The organism is Fuscovulum sp. (assembly GCA_035192965.1).
In the GTDB taxonomy this organism is placed as follows: domain Bacteria; phylum Pseudomonadota; class Alphaproteobacteria; order Rhodobacterales; family Rhodobacteraceae; genus Paragemmobacter.
Window position 1 is genome coordinate 3,279,386 of the sequence record CP136571.1, and the last position, 20,331, is coordinate 3,299,716.

Genomic DNA, 20,331 nt, shown 5'->3' on the forward strand with positions numbered 1-20,331 from the left:
CCGAACGGGGCGCGTGGCGCGCGGAGACGCGAGGAGCAAAACGGGAGATCTAGGAGGCCTGGTTGCGTCTCCGTGGAAAGAAAACCCACCTAAGGCGCGGAAACAGGGGGGAATTCCCTGTTGGAACGGAAAGAGAAGGGATTTCAAGGGGTTGGTGGCGGAAGCGGTGGGATTCGAACCCACGGTACGGTTCCCCGCACGCTAGTTTTCAAGACTAGAGCCTTAAACCACTCGGCCACACTTCCAGACCGCCGATCCGTCGCCGTAGCGGGACGGGGGCATCGCGCCCTGTCCCGCCCGGCACAGCGGCGGGCGCGTTGTTCTAATCACTTTCCGCCTGCCTCGTCCAGCACTTGCCGCAATCCGTGACGCGCCCACAGCCACGCGGGCGCCCCGGCCAGCCGCCACTGGCCCAGCACCCCGCGCCATCCTGCATCGCAGCGATTCCCAAAGGCCACGATGCCGTGAGAAATCCGCCCATCTGCCACCCCTGCCCTTTCCACCCGGAAGCCCAACCTGTATGCTGGCCGCGTCGTGTGGGTTCAAATCCGCCGGCAGGGCAGGAACAACGAACAACAGGCCCGCATCCGGGCAGAAACGCGCGCGGTGAACGTGCGGCAATGGGGCTGAACATGGCAGGTCATCCGAAAGCGCGGCTGGCGCTTCTTCTTTCCGCACTGATGGTTCTGGCAGCATGCCAGCCCGGACAGAACCCTTTCGCGCGCAAATCTGCCGGGGAAGGCAGCGAAACCGCCGCTCCCGCCCGCTCGGTCAAACTCGTCGACCGCGATGTCGAAGCGCCCGAGGTGTTTCAGGTCACCGATCAGGCGCTTTGGGACGGGCGGCCGTCGCTGGGCGGCGTCTGGGTGGCCTCATCCGACGCGGTTGATCCCGAACGGGTGATCCTGCGCAATCCGGCAAACGGCAAGTTCGTCATCGGCGCCCTGTTCAAGCGCGAAGCCTTCAATCCCGGCCCCAAACTGCAAATCTCCTCCGATGCGGCCGAAGCGCTTGGCCTGCTGGCAGGTCAACCGGCCGAGATCAGCGTCACCGCCCTGCGCCGCGAAGAGGTCGCCCCGGAAACAGACGCGGCCAAACCGCTGCTGGACGCCAATGAAACCGTTACCGCCGAAGCCACGGCAGAAGACGCGCCCGCCACCGGCACCACCGACATCGCCGCCGTCGCAACCACCGCGCTGGATGAGGTGGAAGGCACAGCCCCCTCCACCCCGCCCGCCCCATCCATCACCGCGACCGCCCCGGCAGCCGCACCTGCCCCTGCGGTCACCCCGGCAGCGGCCGGCGACATCACCATCCAGATCGGCATCTTCTCGATCGAGGCGAATGCAAACCGCGCCGTCGAAACGCTCCAAAAGGCCGGCGTCAGCGCGACGTCCCGCAAGGAAACCACCCAGGGCAAGACCTGGTGGAGCGTGACGGCCACCGGCAGCGGCGACCGCGCCGCCCTGCTGTCCAAGGTCAAGGGGCTGGGCTTTGCCGATGCCTATGCCACCGGGCGCTAGACCCCGGCAAACAAGAGCCTAGCCGAAAGCCCAGTCGAAAGGACGAACCCGGATGATCACCCTGCGCCGCACCTTCGCCCTCGCCGCCCTGTTGGTCATGGCGGCCCTGCCCGCCCGCGCGTTTGAAACGCGCGCCACCGCGGCCTGGGTCTACGACATGACAACGCAGACTGTCCTTCTGGACAAGAACGCCGATGTCGCCCTGCCCCCGGCTTCGATGTCCAAGCTGATGACGATCAACATGCTGTTCGAGGCGCTGCGCGATGGCCGCGTAACGCCGGAAACCACCTTCTCCGTCTCCTCCCGGGCCAAGGCGATGGGGGGCTCGACCATGTTCCTCAACGAAACCGACCGCCCCACCGTCATCGACCTGATCCGCGGCATGATCATCAACTCCGGCAACGATGCTTGTGTCGTCGTGGCCGAAGGTCTCGCCGGATCCGAAGAAAGATTCGCCGAAGAAATGACGAAACGCGCCAAGGCGCTGGGGATGATGAACTCCACCTTCATCAACGCGTCCGGCTGGCCGGCCGAGGGCCATCGCCAGTCGATGCGCGATCTGGGCATTCTCGCCAAGCGGCTAATCTCGGAGTTTCCCGAGTATTACCCGATCTTTGCCGAAACCGAATTCAACTATCTCGACCGCGCCCCCGCCAATGCCAACAACCGCAACCCGCTCCTGCGCATCGCGGCCTCTGACTGGCGCGCTGACGGGCTCAAGACCGGCCACACCTCCGAGGCGGGCTATGGCCTTGTCGGATCGGCCGTCATGGGCGACCGCCGGGTGATCTTCGTCATCACCGGGCTCGACTCCGACAAGGCCCGCGCCGAGGAATCCGAGGCGATCGTGAACTGGGCCTTCCGCCAATTCACCGAAAAGACCATCGTCAAGGCCGGCGCCCGCGTGACAGAGGCCCCGGTCTGGCTGGGTGCCGCCGACAGCGTGGGTCTGGTCCCCGCCGAAGATGTGCGCCTGCTCGTGCCCGCTCAGGTGCAAGACAGCGTCAGCGCCGAGGTGATCTATACCGGCCCCGTTCAGGCCCCGATCACCGCCGGGCAACAACTGGCTGAACTGATCGTCCATGTCCCCGACCTGCCCGATGCCCGCATCCCGCTGGTGGCCGAAACCGATGTCGCCGCAGGCGGCTTCACCAAGCGGCTCTCGACCGCGGCCCAGCGCCTGATGCAGCAATACCTGTCAGGTCAGGGCGCAGACGATGCCGCCCCCGCCTCCTGATGGCGGGCCGCTTCCTCAGCTTTGAAGGCATCGACGGTTCCGGCAAATCCACGCAGGCCCGGCTGTTGGCCGATGCCCTGCGCGCTCAGGGCCATACGGTCACCCTTACCCGCGAACCCGGCGGCTCGCCGGGGGCCGAGGAAATCCGCCGCCTCGTGCTGGAAGGCGACCCCGACCGCTGGTCCCCGGAAACCGAAATTCTCCTCTTCACCGCCGCCCGCCGTGACCATCTGGAACGCACGATCCGCCCGGCCCTTGAACGGGGCGAAATCGTCATAACCGACCGTTTCGCTGACAGCACCCGCATCTATCAGGGCATAACGCGCGGCGATCTGGTCGCAACCGTGGACCGCCTGCACGATCTGATGATCGCCACCGAACCCGATCTGACAATCCTCGTCGACATCGACCCCGCGCTTGGCCTGTCCCGCGCCCGCGCCCGCGCAGGCACCGAATTGCGGTTCGAGGATATGGGTCTGCAAACCCAGATCCAGATGCGCGCGGGCTTCCTCGCGCTCGCCGCGCAACACCCGCGCTTCCGCATCATCGACGGGGCGCGCACGCCCACTGCCGTGGCCGCCGATATCCTGCGCAGCGTTCAGGCAGTCTTGGGCTGATCATGGCCACCACCGCCCCCGAAGACATCCCCGAACCCGACCGCATCGAAGGCGCGCCGCACCCGCGCGAAACCCCGCGCCTGTTCGGGCATGACGGGGCCGAAGCCGCCTTCCTTTCGGCCTTCAACGGCGGGCGGATGCACCATGGCTGGCTCATCACCGGCCCGCGCGGCGTGGGCAAGGCCACCCTTGCCTGGCGTCTTGCCCGGTTCTTGCTTGCGGCCCCCGCCGATGACGGCGGCCTGTTCGGCGCGCCCCCCCCGCCCACAACGTTGGATACGTACGAGGATGACCCCCTCGCCCGCCGCATCCGCGCGCTGGCCGAACCGCGCCTGTTCCTGCTGCGCCGCCCTTGGGATGACAAGGCATCGCGCCTGAAACAGGACATCACGGTGGATGAGGTCCGCCGGATGAAATCCTTCTTCACCCTCTCTGCCGCCGATGGGGGCCGTCGCGCGGCCATCATCGACGCCGCCGATGACATGAACCCCAGCGCCGCCAACGCGCTTCTGAAACTGCTCGAAGAACCGCCCGCCGGGGCGACCTTCTTCCTGATCGCGCATCAGCCCTATCGCCTTCTGCCCACCATCCGCTCGCGCTGCCGCGAACTGCGCCTCACCCCACTCGCCCCTGGCGCGCTGGCTCAAGCCCTCACCCTTGCGGGGGGCGAGGTTGCGCCGGATCAGACCCAACCCCTCGCCGAACTCGCTGGCGGTTCTGTCGGTGAAGCCTTCCGCCTGACCAATCTCGACGGGCTCAAGCTCTACGCAGCCCTCATCGCCCTTTTCTCCACCCTCCCCCGGCTCGACCGGCCCCGCCTGCTTGCATTGGCCGAAACCGGCGCGGGCCGCGGGGCCGAGGCGCAGTTCGACCTGATCCTTACCCTCATCGACCTGTTCCTGACGCGCCTCGCCCGCGCCGCCGCCACCCGCCATTTGCCGGCTGAGGCCGCTCCGGGCGAAGCCGCGCTGATAACCCGCCTGTCCGGCGCGCCCGATGCCGCCCGCCGCTGGGCCGATATCGCCCAAACCCTCGCCCAACGCGCCCGTCGCGGCAAAGCGGTCAACCTTGACCCTGCCGCCCTTCTCATGGATATGGTGCTGAAACTGGAAGAGACGGCGGGAACGCTCGCCCATGGGTGAGCATTGATGACCACCGCGCTACACGAACCGCTGCCCGAACTCGTCGACAGCCATTGCCACCTCGATTTCCCCGATTTCGAACAGGAACTGCCCGAGGTGATCGCCCGCGCCCGCGCCGCTGGCGTCCGCCGCATGGTCACGATCTGCACCCGCCTGAAACACGAACCCCGCGTTCGTGCGATTGCCGAAGGTCATGATGGCGTCTTCTACGCCGCAGGCACCCACCCGATGAGCGCGGCCGAAGAACCCCTCGTCACCGTCGATCAACTGATCGCCCTGTCCCAACACCCCAAATTCGTGGGCATCGGCGAGACGGGCCTTGATTACCACTACACCGCCGACAGCGCCGAGGTTCAGAAAACCTCGCTCCGTATTCACATCACTGCGGCACAGGAAACTGGCCTTCCCCTCATCATCCACGCCCGCGCCGCGGATGAAGATATGGCCGAGATTCTGACCGAAGGCTTCCGCGCCAAACCATACACCTGCGTCATGCACTGCTTCTCATCCGGCCCCGCCTTGGCCAAGGCCGCGCTCGATCTGGGCTTCTACCTGTCCATGACCGGTATCGCGACCTTCCCGAAATCGCAGGAACTGCGCGACATCTTCGCCGCTGCCCCGCTCGAACGCATCCTGCTGGAAACCGACAGCCCCTATCTCGCCCCGATCCCCTTCCGCGGCAAACGCAACGAACCCGCCTACACCGCCTTCACCGCCAAAACCGGCGCGCAGCTTTTCGGCCTGTCCGACGCCGCCTTCGCCGCCGCCACCACCGCGAATTTCGACCGGCTCTTCACCCGCGCACGCGCGAAAGCGCAGGCCGCCTGATGGCCACGCTCCGCTTCACCATCCTAGGTTGCGGCTCCTCGGGCGGTGTTCCCCGCCTCGGGCCCCCGGGTGGCGACTGGGGCCAATGCGACCCCACGAACCCCAAGAACCGCCGCCGCCGCTGCTCCCTCCTCGTGGAACGCGAAACCAGCGACGGCATCACCCGCGTGCTGATCGACACCACGCCCGACATGCGCGAACAACTGCTGGATGCGGGCATCGGCACGCTGGATGCCGTGGTCTATACCCATTCCCATGCCGATCATGTCCACGGCCTGGATGACCTGCGCCAGATCGTGTTCAACATCCGCCGCCGCCTGCCCGTCTGGGCCGACGGCCCCACACAGGATGCGCTGATCGCTCGTTTCGGCTATGCCTTCGTGCAACCGGCAGGCAGCCCCTACCCGCCCATCCTCGACCTCAACGCCATCGATGGCGATGTTCACATCCACGGCGCGGGCGGCACGCTGCACTTCACGCCTTTCTACGCCAATCATGGCAGCATGGATGCCCTTGGCTTTCGCATCGGCCCCCTCGCCTATCTGCCCGACGCCGTGGCAATCCCCGAGGAAAGCTGGCCCCACCTTGCAGGCCTCGACTGCTGGATCGTCGATGCCCTGCGCCGCAAACCGCACCCCACCCATGCCCATCTGGACATGACGCTTGGCTGGATCGCCCGCGCCCGGCCTGCACGCGCGGTGATCACCAACATGCATCACGATCTCGATTTCGCGGAACTTACCGCCGAACTGCCCTCCCATATCCGCCCCGCCCATGACGGCATGGTGATCACCTACGACAATCAATCGTAACCGCCGATGAACGCGCTTCTGGATGTCATCCTGCCGGTCTTCCTCGTGATCGGCTTCGGGTACGCCGCCGCCCGCGCAAAGCTGTTCGAGGACGCCGCCGTTGACGGCCTCATGCGGTACGCGCAGAACTTCGCCGCCCCCACACTGCTGTTTTCTTCTATCGCGCGGCTCGACCTCGCCGCCACCTTTCAGCCCGCACTGTTCCTGTCCTTCTACATCGCGGCCTTTGCCAGTTTTGCTTTGGCCTTCACCGCCGCCATCTGGCTCTTCCGCCGCCCGGTAACAGATGCCACCGCCATCGGCTTCGTGGCGCTGTTCTCCAACTCCCTTCTCCTTGGCGTTCCCATCACCGAACGCGCCTACGGGACAGATGCGCTGGCGGGCAACTTCGCCATCATCTCGATCCATTCCCCCCTGTTCTACGGCTTCGGCATCGCGCTGATGGAATGGGCGCGCACGCGTGGGCAGGGCCTCTCTGGACCCGCCCTTCTGCGCCAGATCGTCAAGGCGATCTTCTCGCAACCGCTTGTCCTTGGCATCACGGCAGGCTTCATCGTCAACCTGTCAGGCCTGCCCCTGCCACAGGTGGCATGGTCCGCCGTCGGCCTTGTCGCCGCCACCGCCATCCCCACCGCGCTTTTCGGTCTTGGCGGCGTGCTCCTGCGCTATCGCCCGGATGGCGATTTCCGCATCATCGCCATGCTTTGCGCCTGCTCGTTGATCCTGCACCCGGCGCTGACATACCTGCTGGGCCGCTTCGCGCTGGACCTCGATACCGCAGGCCTGCGCTCGGCCGTGATGACCGCCGCCATGGCCCCCGGCGTGAACGCCTTCCTCTTTGCCAATCTCTATGGCGTGGCCAAACGCGTCGCCGCCTCGACCGTGCTGATCGGCACGGCGCTATCGATCGGCTCCATCTGGGTCTGGCTCCAGATCCTGCCCTGAACGCGCATCAGCGACTCCGATTGCTCGCAGACTATCCGCCCGGCCAAACCTCAGTGCGGCGACACGCCCCGCAACCGCTCTGACCGCCGCCGCAGCAATTCCACCGTCGCCAGCAGGCAGATGGAGATGATCACAAGGATCGTCGCCACCGCCAGAATGGCCGGGGAAATCGCCTCACGGATGCCGTTCCACATCTGGCGCGGGATCGTCTGCTGATCGGGGCCCGCGATGAACAGCACCGCAACCACCTCATCAAACGATGTCACAAAGGCAAACAGCGCCCCCGACACCACCCCCGGCAGAATAAGCGGCATCACCACCTTGAAGAACGTCCGTGATGGCGACGCGCCAAGGCTGGCCGAAGCACGGATCAGCGATTGGTCAAACCCCGACAACGTCGCCGTCACCGTGATGATGACAAAGGGAATCCCCAGCGTCGTATGCGCCAAAATCACGCCCAGATAAGTGCTGGTCAGCCGCCCGCATTCCGTGCCGATGATCGAACAGGGGTTGGAATAGAAAAAGAACAGCCCCGTCGCGATGATGATGATCGGCACGATCATCGGGCTGATCAGGATCGCCATGATCGTCCGCCGATAGGGCATTTCCGGCCGCGACAGGCCCAGCGCGGCCAGCGTGCCCAGCACAGTGGCAAAGATCGTGGCCCAGAACCCGATAATGACCGAATTTTTCGCCGCCCGAACCCATGTGGAATTGGCCCACATATCCGACCACCACGCCCCATCGCGCAGCGCCTCGGGCGCCTGCATCCCGCCGGTCAGCAGCAGGTCATACCACCGCATCGAATAGCCCGCCGGATCGAACCGCAACATCGCCTCGGTAAAGGTGAAATAGGGCTCCACGTTGAACGACAGCGGGATGACCACAAGGATCGGGGAAATCAGGAAGATAAAGATCAGCGTGCACAGCACCAGATAGGTGTAATGCCAGATGCGCTCCAGCGGGCTTGCATAGATGGGCAGGGCCATGCGCGTATCCTCAGCCGAGTTTCAGGTTATCGATGCCGATCAGCCGGTCATAGAGCCAGTACAGAACCAGCACCCCCGCCAGCAGCATCGCCGACAGCGCCGCCGCCATGGACCAGTTCGAATTCTTCATGTGGAAGTCGATCAGGTTGGAAATCAGCTGCCCATCCGCCCCGCCCACCAGCGCGGGCGTGATGAAATAGCCAACGGCAAGGATGAACACCAAAAGCGCCCCTGCCCCGATCCCCGGCAACGTCTGCGGCAGATAGATGCGCCGGAACGTCGTCCAGCTTGTCGCCCCCAATGACCGCGCCGCGCGCGCATAGCTGGGCGGGATCACCCGCATCACTGAATAAAGCGGCAGGATCATGAACGGCAGCAGCACATGCGTCATCACGATGATCGTGCCGGTCTGGTTATAGATCATTTCCAGCCGCCCATCATCGCCGACAAGGCCAAGCGACACGAACATCTCGTTCAGCACCCCCTGCCCCTGCAACAGCACAATCCAGCTTGTCGTCCGCACCAGAAGCGACGTCCAGAACGGCAACAGCACCAGGATCATCAAGAGGTTCGCCTTGGCCATCGGCAGCGTCGCCAGAAGATGCGCCACGGGGAAAGCCAGCAGCAGGCAGATAAAGGTAATCAGCCCGGAAATCAGGAAGGTCTTGGCAAACAGATACAGATAGATGCGCTTGTTCTCATCCACGCGCTGAACAGTGCCATCCTCCGCCCGTTCAAAATCCATCGCCGACAGGTAGAAATCCGCCGTGTAGGGGCTGGCCGAAGATCGCATCGCCTGCCAGACCGCCGGATCGGCCCATTTCTCGTCAATCGCCAGAAAGGCCTCGCGGAAGGGCGGGGCCAGATCATCGGCATTCCGCGCCGTCTTGGTGATCAGCGACCGCGTCTCGGGCAGGGTATAGTTCACCCGCGTCCCGGCCTCGCCGGCCGTCTTGTTGGCCTTCATCGCCTTGAAATCTTCGGCCAAAGCGGCAAAGGCCGCCTCGTCCGGTTCGGTCCCGGCCGGGTTGGCCTCGAACCACGCCGCCACTGCCGGGGCATTGGCAGAAAATCCGTCATGGTGAAACGATCGGTCCAGCATCTGCCCGATCGGGATGATGAAGGTCAGCACCACAAAAACCAGCAGCGGCGCCACCAGAAGAAAGGCCCGCCGCTTGGCGCGCACCTGCGCCTCGGCCAGCGCTGTCTTCAGCGGGCGTCCGTCCGCCGTAGTCAGAAGGGCAGCGGTCACATCGGCCATCGGTCGGTCTCACTCAGGCAAAGGAAAAGGCGCGGGGATTTCCCCCCGCGCCCGGTTTCAGATCACTGCGCCAGCCAGGCGTTGAAGCGCTCGTTCAGTTCCGCATTCCGGTCCACCCAGAAATCGGCCGAGGTTTCCAGCGCATTGCCCATGTTCTCGGGCGCGGTCGGCAGGTGCGGACCCATGACGGTCTTGCCGTCCTTGTAGATCAGCTCTTCCGCCAGCGCCGACTTGCGAGCCGGGCCATAAGAGATGTAGGTCGCCTGCGCGCGCAGACCTTCGGTCGAGGTCGACAGCTTGATGAACTCCATCGCGGCGTCCTTGTTCGGTGCGCCTTTCGGAATTGCATACATTTCGTTCTCATAGATCTGGCCATCCCAGACGATTTCGAACGGCTTGTTCTCGGCGATGGCGGCGTTGAAGATCCGGCCGTTATAGGCCGTCGTCATCACCACTTCGCCATCGGCCAGAAGCTGCGGCGCTTGCGAACCGGCTTCCCACCAGACGACGTCCGATTTGATGGTGTCCAGCTTGGCAAAGGCACGGTCCACGCCTTCCGGGGTCGACAGCACGTCATAGACTTCGCCAACCGGCACGCCATCGGCGATCAGTGCGAATTCCAGAACGGCTTTCGCGCCCTTCTTCAGGCCGCGCTTGCCCGGGAACTTCTCAAGGTCAAAGAAGTCGGCTGCCGTCGTCGGCACCGTCCCGGTCAGCTTGCTGCTGTCATAGGCGAACACGTTCGACCAGATGTCGGTCGACACGGCGCATTCGGTCACAGCGCCGGGCAGGAAGTCATCGGCGGCCGGGGTGCCATCGGCACCGGCGGGCAGCATGCTGATGTCGATCGGCTCCAGCATGCCTTCATCGCACAGCCGGATCGCGTCGGCATATTCCAGCGACGCCACGTCGATGGTGACGTTGCCCGCTTCGACCATGGCCTTGATCGGCGTGGCCGGGTTGTCGCTGTCGACCATCTTGGCAGCGGTGCCGGTCGCGGCAGTAAAGGGCTTCACGTGGGCTTCGGTCTGGGCTTCGCCATAGGCGCCGCCCCACGACATCACCGTCAGTTCCTGCGCGGCTGCCGAAAAGGCAAGGCCGGTCAGGGCGGTGGACAGGATCAGGATTCTTTTCATGCTTATAGCTCCCATGTTGAACAGAACTGCTCTGTTGTCATTGGCCGCACCCGTTCCCGGGCACGGCATCGGTTCAGATCGGGTCGAGCGCGCGCGCATCCTGCGGCGCCCAGCCGATCCTGATCGTCTCGCCGGGGGTCAGCACCCGCTGGCCCAGCGTATTTCGGCTCTTGATGACGAAATCATCATGCCCCGCCACCTTCAGCACGGTGCGGAACAGGTCACCCATATAAATGACCTCAACCACCTCGGCCTCGATCATATGCGCATCCGCAGGCAGCAGGTCGGCCTTGAATTCCACCCGTTCCGGCCGGATCGACACTAGGGTCTTCTGCCCCTTCTCCGACACGTTCACCGGGGTCGCGTCGATCAACTCGCCCGTTCCCAGCCGCACCAACGCGCGCCCGTCGCGGATTTCCTCGACCGTGCCTTCCAGCCGGTTGTTCTCGCCGATGAACTGCGCCACGAAACTGTTGTTCGGCCGCTCGTACAGGTCCGACGGCGATGCCAGTTGCTGGATGCGCCCATCGTTGAACACGGCGATCCGGTCGCTCATCGTCAGGGCCTCGCCCTGGTCATGGGTCACATAGACCACCGTGATGCCAAGACTGTCATGCAGATGCTTGATCTCGAACTGCATATGCTCGCGCAATTGCTTGTCCAGCGCGCCCAGCGGTTCATCCATCAGCACCAGCTTGGGATCGAACACCAAGGCCCGCGCCAAGGCGATCCGCTGCTGCTGCCCGCCGGACAGTTGCGCCGGGCGACGGTTGGCAAAGGCCCCCATCTGCACCATGTCCAGCGCGCGCTTGATCTTGGCCTCGCGCTCGGATTTGCCCATCCCCCGCACTTCCAGCGGAAAGGCCAGATTCTCTCCCACCGTCATATGCGGGAACAGCGCGTAATTCTGGAACACCATGCCGATGCCCCGCTTGTGCGGCGGCACCTGGTTGATCGGGCGGCCATCCAGCAGGATTTCCCCGTTGGTGGCCGTCTCAAACCCGGCCAGCATCATCAGACAGGTGGTCTTGCCCGATCCGGACGGTCCCAACATCGTCAGAAACTCGCCCTTGCCGATGCTCAGGTTCAGGTCCTTCACGACAAGCGAAACGCCGTCGTAGCTCTTTTGAACATGATCAAAAACGACAAACGCGTCGTTCTGGCCCGCAGCAGCCATCGAAGCAGCCAAATTCGTCTCCCCGGTCTTCTCGGCGGGTTCCCCGCTCGTCTTGGTCTGACTAAAGCCAAAGCCATGCTGCAATGCAACCTGCTTGTCTGACTAAGCGGGTAACATCCGTGATTGCGGGAAAATAGGCCAGTTTGCGACCACTTCGCCAATCAAAGCGGCAGGTCTTGGCTTGCTGGCAGGAAAACAGCCTTCCCTAGGGGAAACACCACCCGACTCTTGCTGCAGTGCAGCACTCTAGGGGGCACGCCTTCTCAGGCCGCCGCGCGCCGCATCGGGTTCGGCCCGGTCAACAACTGCCGCCGCTTGGCCACGGGCCGCGCCGTGGGCCCGTACAACTCTGCCGCCTCGGCCACCCCGGCCAGCACGGGCGCCAGCAGCGGAAACGCCGCTGCAAGCTCTGCCGCGACCACAGGCCCCAGCGCCGCCACCGCCATGGGGCCGGGATACAGCGTCTCGGTCGCCATGCCTTGCGCATAGACGATCCCGTGCCGCTCCAGCAGCAGATGGTGATAGCCCACTTCCTTCTTGCCCTTTGCAATCCGGAACCGCGCATCCCCCATCTCGGCCAGATGCTTGGCCCGCACCAGCATCTCTACCCCGTCCACTTCGGCCAGCACCGCATGGTTGGGCGATACCAGCACATCGCCCCGGTTGCCCATTGCCCCATCCCGGATCAGCACCGGTCGCATCAGCGGCTCCGCCTCCAGCGCGGCGCGGTCCAGATGCCGCCCGCCCGCCCAGATCACCGGCTGCAACCCGTGATCCAGCGTCATCACCCGATCCCCGGCCCGGATCGCCTCGACCGGAACCTCACCGCGATCCGTCAGGATCAGCGTGCCCGTCGTGAAACACGGCACCCCAAGCTGGACCAGCGCCTCCTTGGTGGACAGCAGCGCCGGGTCAACCCCGACCAGCCGGATGACCTCGCCCCCCGGAAAGGTGACCAGCGCCCCCCCAGCCCCATCCGGGGTGACAACCGCATCCGCCCAGTTGACCGGATTGCCCGACGCATCAACCAGCCCCGATACATCCAACCGGTCGGTGAACTGCCCATCGACCAGCGTCAGGTCCAGATCGGTAATGACATCGCGCCCGCTGCCCGGCGTGAACACATAGGTATCGCGCCCGCTCCCGCCCGACATCGTGTCATTGCCGGACCCGCCAAGGATCGTGTCGTTCCCCGCGCCCCCGGCCATGCTGTCATTGCCGGTTCCGCCATCCATGGCGTCGGCCCCGTCGCCGCCTTCCATGGAATCGTTGTCGGCCCCCCCCGACATCTGGTCATTGCCCGACCCGCCCGACATCGTGTCATTCCCGGCATCACCGGTCAGAACATCGTTGCCGTCGCCGCCATCTACGGTGTCATTGCCGTCGCCGCCCAGCACCGTGTCATCATCGGCACCACCGAACAGCGCATCGGTGCCGCCGCGGCCTTCCAGGATGTCATTGCCCGCGCCGCCTTCGAACCTGTTGTAGAAAAAGTCCGCAGCGTCGCTGCTTTCGCCGTCAAAGCCGATGATCGTGTCATTGAACGCAGACCCGACCACACCGTCGATGCCAGCCATGACATCGCCTTCGGCATGGCCACCCTGCCCGCTCATGGTCCGCAGGTTGACGTTCACCGCCGCGTCGCTGGCGGAATAGTCCACCACGTCCAGCCCGGTGCCGCCATAGAGCGTGTCGCTGCCCGCGCCGCCGATCAGCGTGTCATTGGCATCCCCGCCTTCCAGCGAATCCCGCCCGTCACCGCCGAACAGCACATCCGTGCCCGCGCCGCCAAACACGCGGTCATTGCCCGCCCCGGCAACGATCGTATCATTCCCGCCCGCGCCGGTGATCGTGTCATTGCCCGATCCGGTTTGCAGCACCTCCATCTGCGAAAACGTCGTCGTTCCCGCGCTGCTGGAAATGACACCCGTGCCGTCCCCGGTAAAGGTGGCCGTCACGGCCGCCGTCAGGCCACCGAAATCGAGCGTGTCATTCCCGGTCCCGCCGACGATGCTGTCCGATCCGTCGCTGGCCCCGATGACGAAACGGTCATCCCCGGCCCCGCCGAACAGCGTGTCGCTGCCGGTCCCGCCGACCAGCGTGTCGTTGCCATCACCCCCGGACAGCGTATCGCTGCCAGCAGCGCCCAGCAGGCTGTCATCGCCCAAACCGCCGTCAACGGACTCCGCCCCCGATCCGCCAAAGACCGTGTCATTGCCAGACCCAAGATTGACCCGCAGGATATTGCTGAACGCCGCCGCTGTGCCAGAGGCCGAAAGCGATCCCGTCTGGCTGCCTGTGAACGTCACCGTCGTCGGGCCGGTCATCCCCGTCGCGTCGATCAGATCGCCCAGCGTGTTGGTCGTGGTTCCGCCGACAATGTTATCCGTGCCGTCATTGCCGTTCAGGACAAAGGTATCGTCCCCCGCCTGACCCAGCATGGAATCATTGCCCGCCCCGCCGATCAGCGTGTCGTTGCCGCCGCCCGCATCCAGCAGGTCATTGCCATCTTCGCCCGACAGCAGGTCATTGCCCGTCCCGGCATAAAGCGAATCCAGCCCCGCCCCGCCATAAAGCAGATCGGCCCCCGATCCGGTCGTCAGCCGATCATCGCCATCATCGCCATAAAGCGTGTTGTTGCCCGACGTGTCGGTCAGGCTGTCATTGCCCAGCCCGCCGGACAGCAGGTCATTGCCCGTCCCGCCATCCAGCGTGTCGGCACCGTCGCCACCATACAAGCTGTCATTGCCCGTGCCGCCCGACAGGCTGTCGGCGTCGTCGCCCCCGTCCAGCAGGTCCGCGCCATCGCCGCCAAAAAGGGAATCAACACCCGCCCCGCCATAAAGCAGGTCATTGCCGGTTGTGGCCTCCAGCCGGTCATTTCCGGTGCCACCAAACAGCGTGTTGTCGCCCGTCCCACCGAACAGCTGGTCCGCTTCCGAACCGCCATCCAGCAAGTCATTGCCGGCGTTCCCAGTTAGCGTGTCGTTGCCCAGGCCTCCGTACAGCTGATCCGCCCCGCCGCCGCCGGTGATGCTATCCGCCCCACCAAGGCCCGACAGCGCCACGCCCGTGCCATGCAGCGCGGCGTTCAGCGTGTCGTTCAATTCCGTCCCGGTGATCCCCTCGATCCCGGAAAAGGCAGCCGCCGGCACCCCGACAAGGTTCTGCGTCCCTGTCCCCGTCCCGCTGAACACCACGTTGGCCGCAACCGTGGCGGTGGAAAAGCTGATGGTGTCATTGCCATCGCCGCCAAAGATCAGGTCGGTCTGCGATGCGTTGTTGACGATAAAGGTATCGTCGCCCGCATCCCCGAACACACTGTCGGTCCCGGCCCCGCCCTGCAGCGTGTCATTGCCGACCCCGCCATAGATCGTGTCGTTGCCCGACCCGCCATCCAGGCTGTCATTGCCGGCGGGGCTGTTGCGCCCGACCACCGACACGTCATCCACCATCAGATCCGAATTCAACGACGTGGTCGATGCCGTGTTGGTGATGCGGATCGTCATCGTCGACGTTGTTGCCGTAAAGGCAAAGGTCGGGTTCTGAATCGTCCCGTTCAGAACGACATAGGTCTGGCTCGACACCACGTTGCCAGACGCGTCCAGCACTGTGACCACAACGGTATGCGTGCCGACCCCGCTGCCGTTCTCATAAAGCCGCAGCGACAGGTCATAGGTCTCGCCCGGCTGCGTTGTGATCGTCTGCTGGATCGAATCGCCGATCGCGGCTTCGTCGTTGTTGTTGAACCCGACCCCCGGGCTTGCCGGGGTTCCGGCGGTATAGGTGATGGGCGCGGCACCGCCCGTCGGGTTGTTCACCGTCCAGCCGCTCAGACCGCTGGCGAAAGTCCCGTTGGTGATCAAATTCGCCGCCGCGGGCCCGTCACCGGTCAGGACGTCGTTCCCGTCGCCGCCCTGCAACTGGTCATCGCCATCCCAGCCCATCAGGACATCGTCGCCGGTCCCGCCCAGAACCGTGTCGCTGCCCAGCCCGCCATCCAACTGGTCGTTCAGCGCGCCGCCATCAATCTGGTCATTGCCGGCGCCACCGAAGACGGTGTCATTCCCGGCGCCTGACTGCACCGTATCGGCACCCTCTCCGGCCAGGATCTGGTCATTGCCGGCCCCTCCGACCACGGAATTATCCGCCGCCTGCTCGTAATCCAGCATCGCAAGCGAGGTATAGGGAACCCCCGTCGCCGTGCTGGTGACCGTGCTCCCCACGGTATACAGCACGCCGGGCTGCAAGGGCGCGGTCGTGGTGTATCCCACCACCGTCGACCCGATCATCACCTGATAGATCGTGACGGACCCCGCCACCGGATCGGTGACGGTAAATCCATTGCCCAGCCGGATCGTCCCCGATCCCACCGTGGCACCGGCCGCCGTGATCACCACCCCGGTCTGGCTGCCGTCCAGAACCGTCGCCGCCGATCCCGAAAATCCCGTGTCGTCATCCGTGACCGTGATGGTCAGCGCGGCAGTCGATGAAGACCAGCCCGGATCCAGCCGAAAGGTGGATCCGGTCGTGGGCGTCCCGCCCCCGGTAACAACGACACTGCCGACGGCATAGCCGTCGATCACATATGTTGGCATAACACCGCTCGCGCCACGCCGCCCGGTCTTGCGCCGGTTCGGGAAGAACCCGGTCTTACGCCGGGATTAGTCCATCCTTAAGGATGGCAATTGTGGCGAAATTGTGGCAAACCCGCCATCCCGCTGAAAATGCGTCATAATCCAGCCTAATTCATCCCCGTGTTGCCAAGGGGACTCACTGTCAGACGCCGCGCAATCGCGCCCGTTTCCACGTCACCGTCTGGCTGGGTCAGGGGTCTTTCCACCTCGCCCGGGCCGCTTCGGCCCCGCTTTGGAAAGAAATGGTGCGGATGAAAGGACTCGAACCTTCACGGGAGTTACCCCACAGCGACCTCAACGCTGCGCGTCTACCAATTCCGCCACATCCGCACGCTTTGGTTTGGTGGCGGTTGTGTAGCGAAGCGCATCAGCGAAGGAAAGAGGAAAAATCGCCCCCCGATCACCGCCACTTTCGCGCCAGTTCCCCGCCCCTCAGGGCTGCGAAAAGTCCCGCTGCAACCGCCGCGCGGTCGCCTCGGCCATCGCGCGATGCGTGCCGGCTGCGGCGGCGGCAAGGCTCTCTTTCAGCCGTGCCCCAAGCCGTGCGAACAACTGCCCCGTGGCCGTGCCCTCGGTCGGTTGCGGCAACCGCCGCGCATTATGCGCCGCCATCACCGCCCGCATCTGCCGTGCATTGGCCGCCAGCGCCGCCTCATCCAGCACCCCGCCCTCACCGACCGTGAAGAACGCGCCGCAGCGCCCAGCGCAGCGATCCGCCGTCGCCGCCACTTCCACCAATCCGGCCATCCCGGCCGTGTGGCGCAGCAGCACCGGGTTGAAGTTGTGGATATGCCCGAAATGAAACAGCCGCCCCTGCAACTTGTTCTGCGCATCCCGCTCGATGTCAGGCACCTCGATATAAATCACCCCGCCAGGCCGCAGCCACCCGGCCAGCCGCTGCAACGATGCCACCGGATCGCGCATATGCTCCAGCACATGGCTCAAGCGGATCAGATCAAAGCGCGGGCCCTCGAAGTCGCAATCCTCCAGCCGCTTGCCTTCGATCTGCAAACCCAACTGTTCCCCGCAATAGGCCGCATAACCCAGATGCGGCTCGACAGCCGTCACCTGCGCGCCCAACCGCGTGGCCAAAAAGGTGAACTCCCCGCTTCCCGACCCAAGGTCAAGCCAGGCCCCGCCCCGCGCATAGACATCGCGAAACGCCCGGAAATGCCCGTCCAGCCGCTTCAGATTGCGCCAGACCTGCCTCCGGCGCGGCGCAGCCGCCCCTTTATAGCTTTCGCGATAAGCGCTGCGATAGAACTGCGTCAGCTCTGCCTCGGTCGGCACGGGATCATTTCGCAACATCCCGCACCCCGAACACAGAACCGTCACCAGCGGCGCACCGTGCCGATCCCGGTTAGACACGACTTCAACTTCTGTGCCCGCACAGAACCCACATGTTTCGGCCACGCTCACTGATCCCTCTACTGCCGATCCTTCTGGTCGGCACCCTGTCCCAATTGCGCATGTGGAAAACTTCGGCGCTTTTGCCAAGATGGCGCATCAAAAATATCGCCTGCGTTGCATGCGTTCCGGTCTGCGGGGCGTGACAACGTCACGCCAAGGCCTTATCTCCACGGTCAAGGAGGCGGGACACCTTCCCGAACACGCGCCATGGTCGATTGGAAGCATCTTCCGGGCCTCAGCCCCTACCTGCCCACGCTGGCAGAGATGGAATCCCATGTCGCCGCTATGTCCGAAGGCCGCGCGCCAGAATCGGTCTGGCTGCTGGAACACCCGCCGCTCTACACCGCCGGCACCTCCGCCAATCCCGCCGATCTTGTGCAGCCCGACCTTTTCCCCGTCTTCGATGTCGGGCGCGGCGGGCAATACACCTATCACGGCCCCGGCCAGCGCGTGATCTACACCATGCTCGACGTCGGTGCCCGTGGCCGCGATGTGCGCTGCTTCGTCCGCGCACTGGAAAACTGGGTCATCGCCACCCTTGCCGAATTCAACGTCACGGGTGAGGTGCGCCCCGGCCGTGTGGGCGTCTGGGTCACCTGCCCCGACCGCGCGCCCAACCCCGACGGCACCCCGAACGAGGCCAAGATCGCCGCCATCGGCGTCAAATTGCGCCGCTGGATCAGCTTTCACGGCATCTCGATCAATGTCGAACCCGATCTGGGGCATTTCGCGGGCATCGTCCCCTGCGGCATCCGCGACCATGGCGTCACCAGCCTTGTCGATCTCGGCCTTCCCGTCACCATGGCCGATCTTGACGCCGCGCTGATCGCCACCTTCCCCCGTTTCTTCCCCCCGCAGGGCGGCCTGCATCCCAACGGGCTGCACCCTGCCACCTGCGCCGCCTGACAGCCATGGCCCTGATCCCAGCCCCCCTGATCGACACGGCGCTGGACGAGTTGTCCCCCATCCTGCGCAGCAAGGGCTTTTGGGCGGGCCTCCTTGGCCTTGCCGTGGTGCTGGGCGTGGCAGGCCCCTACGGCACCGCCGAAACCGTGCCACTTCTGCACCGCATGATCTACTGGTGCGTGATCGTCGTCACCACCGGCACCTTGGGCTTTGTGCTGGGCTTTGTCGGCTGCGACATCTTCCATGCGCTCGGCCTGCCGAAATGGCTCGCCGCCCTTGTCTCCGGCGCGCTTACAGGCCTGCCCGTCAGCGCCATCGTCTTCACCGTGAACGGCGTGCTGCTCCAACCCGGGGATCTGGCGATCAACGACATGCCGCTGGTGCTGTCGATCGTGGCCATTTCCGCCGTGATGTCGCTGGCCACCTACATCGCCTTTTTCGCCGCCCCCTCCAAACCTGCCACCCTGCCACCCTACAACGCGCCGCCGCGCCTTCTGGACCGGCTCCCCGCCGAAATCTGCGCGCCCCTCGTCGCCCTCACGGCCACCAATCACTACACCGAGGTGACAACAACCGCAGGCACCACCCGCCTGCTCCTGCGCCTGTCGGACGCCATCGCCGAATCCGCGCCCACCCCCGGATTGCGCATCCACCGCTCGCACTGGGTGGCAACCGATCAGATAACCGCCGCGCGTCGCGATGGCCCGCGCGCGATCGTCACCCTTGCCGATGGCCGGGATTACCCGGTCAGCCGCAGCCACCTCAAGGCGCTGGAACAGACCGGCCTCCTGCCGCCACGTTGACGCGGCCGCGCAGAGGCTTAAACATCGCTGCGAACCATGGCACTGACCTTTCCCTCCGATATCGATCTTGCCTGGGCGCAACTGCGCCCCATCCTGCGCAATCCGCGCTTCTGGATCAGCCTTGTCGCGCTTGGCCTGGTCATCGGCATCACCGGCCCCTTCGGAACCATGACCGCGTTGCCCGTCCTGCCGCGCCTTGCCTATTGGGTGTTCATGGTGGTGGTGACGGGGGCCATGGGCCTGATCCTGTGCCGCTCCCTGTCAACCATGCTCGCGCGGAGCGGCCTGCCGCGCCTGTGGGTCGCCCTGCTGGCGGGTATGGTCGCGGGCGGGCCGATCTCCCTGCTCGTCCATGGCCTGAACGCGCTGCTTCTGCGCCCCGGCGACGTGGCACTCGGGCCAGAGGCGCTGACCGCATCCCTCTTTGCCATCAGCGCCTTCATCTCTGTCGCCGTCTCGCAAATCTTCTTCGCCGAACCTCCCGCCGCGCCGGTCCTGCGCCCCTACACGCCCGCGCCGCGGCTGCTCAACCGCCTGCCCAAGGACATCCGCGCCCCCCTCGTCGCCCTGACCGCCACCGATCACTACACCGAAGTGACGACCACCGCAGGCAGTGCCCTCGTGCTGATCCGCCTGTCCGACGCCATAGCCGAGGCCGCCCCCACCCCCGGCCTGCGCATCCACCGCTCCCACTGGATCGCGCTTGACCAGATCACCGCCGCCCGCCGCGACGGGCCCCGCGCCAACATCACGCTCACCACCGGCACCGACCTGCCGGTCAGCCGCAGCCACCTTGCCGCGCTGGAACAGACCGGCCTCCTGCCGCCGCGCTGACCACCTGTAAACCACCCCCCCTGCGACGTTTGTACTTGATCTGTATCAAACTCCCCCGTTGCCCCTTTCCGGCC

Annotated in this window: 16 protein-coding genes and 2 tRNA genes; 10 read left to right on the forward strand and 8 right to left on the reverse strand. The window is 65.1% G+C overall.

The window, feature by feature from the left end; all coding sequences use genetic code 11:
• Nucleotides 1-155: 155 nt before the first annotated feature.
• Nucleotides 156-245: transfer RNA gene (locus RSE12_15995), tRNA-Ser, on the reverse strand.
• Between the two features lie 387 nt (nt 246-632).
• Between RSE12_15995 and RSE12_16000 the strand changes: the two genes are divergently transcribed.
• From RSE12_16000 to RSE12_16030, 7 genes are read left to right on the forward strand one after another with little or no spacing between them, the layout of a single operon-like run.
• Complete coding sequence (locus RSE12_16000; GenBank protein ID WRH61856.1) at nt 633-1,523, forward strand: SPOR domain-containing protein; 891 nt, start codon at nt 633-635, stop codon at nt 1,521-1,523.
• Nucleotides 1,524-1,575: 52 nt separating this feature from the next.
• Nucleotides 1,576-2,760, forward strand: coding sequence for a D-alanyl-D-alanine carboxypeptidase family protein (locus RSE12_16005; protein WRH61857.1), 1,185 nt, complete (start codon nt 1,576-1,578; stop codon nt 2,758-2,760).
• Nucleotides 2,760-3,377, forward strand: a complete 618-nt coding sequence (gene tmk / locus RSE12_16010) for a dTMP kinase (GenBank protein ID WRH61858.1) — start codon at nt 2,760-2,762, stop codon at nt 3,375-3,377. Before RSE12_16005 ends, tmk begins: the two co-directional genes overlap by 1 nt.
• A 2-nt stretch (nt 3,378-3,379) precedes the next feature.
• Nucleotides 3,380-4,519, forward strand: a complete 1,140-nt coding sequence (locus RSE12_16015) for a DNA polymerase III subunit delta' (GenBank protein WRH61859.1) — start codon at nt 3,380-3,382, stop codon at nt 4,517-4,519.
• A 6-nt stretch (nt 4,520-4,525) separates the two neighbouring features.
• Nucleotides 4,526-5,347 carry a TatD family hydrolase gene (locus tag RSE12_16020; GenBank protein ID WRH61860.1) on the forward strand — a complete coding sequence of 274 codons (822 nt, stop codon included), beginning with the start codon at nt 4,526-4,528 and terminating at the stop codon, nt 5,345-5,347.
• A complete protein-coding gene (locus RSE12_16025; protein ID WRH61861.1) occupies nt 5,347-6,159 on the forward strand; it encodes an MBL fold metallo-hydrolase in 813 nt (270 codons plus the stop codon). Before RSE12_16020 ends, RSE12_16025 begins: the two co-directional genes overlap by 1 nt.
• 6 nt (nt 6,160-6,165) lie before the next feature.
• Nucleotides 6,166-7,104: an AEC family transporter gene (locus RSE12_16030; GenBank protein ID WRH61862.1), complete on the forward strand. Its 939-nt coding sequence runs from the start codon at nt 6,166-6,168 to the stop codon at nt 7,102-7,104.
• Between the two features lie 50 nt (nt 7,105-7,154).
• Here the strand turns inward: RSE12_16030 and RSE12_16035 are convergent, their stop codons facing one another.
• The 7 genes from RSE12_16035 to RSE12_16065 all read right to left on the reverse strand — a co-directional run bounded on the left by RSE12_16035 (nt 7,155) and on the right by RSE12_16065 (nt 17,672).
• The gene (locus RSE12_16035; GenBank protein ID WRH61863.1) at nt 7,155-8,093 is read right to left on the reverse strand and encodes an ABC transporter permease; all 939 of its coding nucleotides are present in this window, start codon (nt 8,091-8,093) and stop codon (nt 7,155-7,157) included.
• Between the two features lie 10 nt (nt 8,094-8,103).
• A complete protein-coding gene (locus tag RSE12_16040; GenBank protein ID WRH61864.1) occupies nt 8,104-9,354 on the reverse strand; it encodes an ABC transporter permease in 1,251 nt (416 codons plus the stop codon).
• Nucleotides 9,355-9,416: 62 nt separating this feature from the next.
• On the reverse strand, nt 9,417-10,490 hold the full coding sequence (locus RSE12_16045; GenBank protein ID WRH61865.1) for an ABC transporter substrate-binding protein: 1,074 nt from the start codon (nt 10,488-10,490) through the stop codon (nt 9,417-9,419).
• A gap of 73 nt (nt 10,491-10,563) precedes the next feature.
• Entirely contained in the window at nt 10,564-11,667 is a 1,104-nt protein-coding gene (locus RSE12_16050; protein ID WRH64844.1) for an ABC transporter ATP-binding protein, read from the reverse strand.
• A 263-nt stretch (nt 11,668-11,930) separates the two neighbouring features.
• Nucleotides 11,931-16,265, reverse strand: a complete 4,335-nt coding sequence (locus RSE12_16055; GenBank protein WRH61866.1) for a Hint domain-containing protein — start codon at nt 16,263-16,265, stop codon at nt 11,931-11,933.
• A gap of 282 nt (nt 16,266-16,547) precedes the next feature.
• Nucleotides 16,548-16,634, reverse strand: a tRNA-Leu gene (locus RSE12_16060).
• A 102-nt stretch (nt 16,635-16,736) separates the two neighbouring features.
• Nucleotides 16,737-17,672 (reverse strand): class I SAM-dependent methyltransferase, encoded by a 936-nt coding sequence (locus tag RSE12_16065; protein ID WRH61867.1) that lies wholly within the window; start codon nt 17,670-17,672, stop codon nt 16,737-16,739.
• 249 nt (nt 17,673-17,921) lie between these two features.
• Here RSE12_16065 and lipB point away from each other — a divergent pair, with 249 nt between their 5' ends.
• Genes lipB through RSE12_16080 form a run of 3 tightly spaced genes read left to right on the forward strand, consistent with a single transcriptional unit; the run spans nt 17,922 to nt 20,257 of the window.
• Complete coding sequence (lipB, locus tag RSE12_16070; protein WRH61868.1) at nt 17,922-18,620, forward strand: lipoyl(octanoyl) transferase LipB; 699 nt, start codon at nt 17,922-17,924, stop codon at nt 18,618-18,620.
• Between the two features lie 5 nt (nt 18,621-18,625).
• Nucleotides 18,626-19,423, forward strand: coding sequence for a LytTR family DNA-binding domain-containing protein (locus RSE12_16075; protein WRH61869.1), 798 nt, complete (start codon nt 18,626-18,628; stop codon nt 19,421-19,423).
• A 36-nt stretch (nt 19,424-19,459) separates the two neighbouring features.
• A complete protein-coding gene (locus tag RSE12_16080; GenBank protein ID WRH61870.1) occupies nt 19,460-20,257 on the forward strand; it encodes a LytTR family transcriptional regulator DNA-binding domain-containing protein in 798 nt (265 codons plus the stop codon).
• The last annotated feature ends 74 nt before the right edge of the window (nt 20,258-20,331 follow it).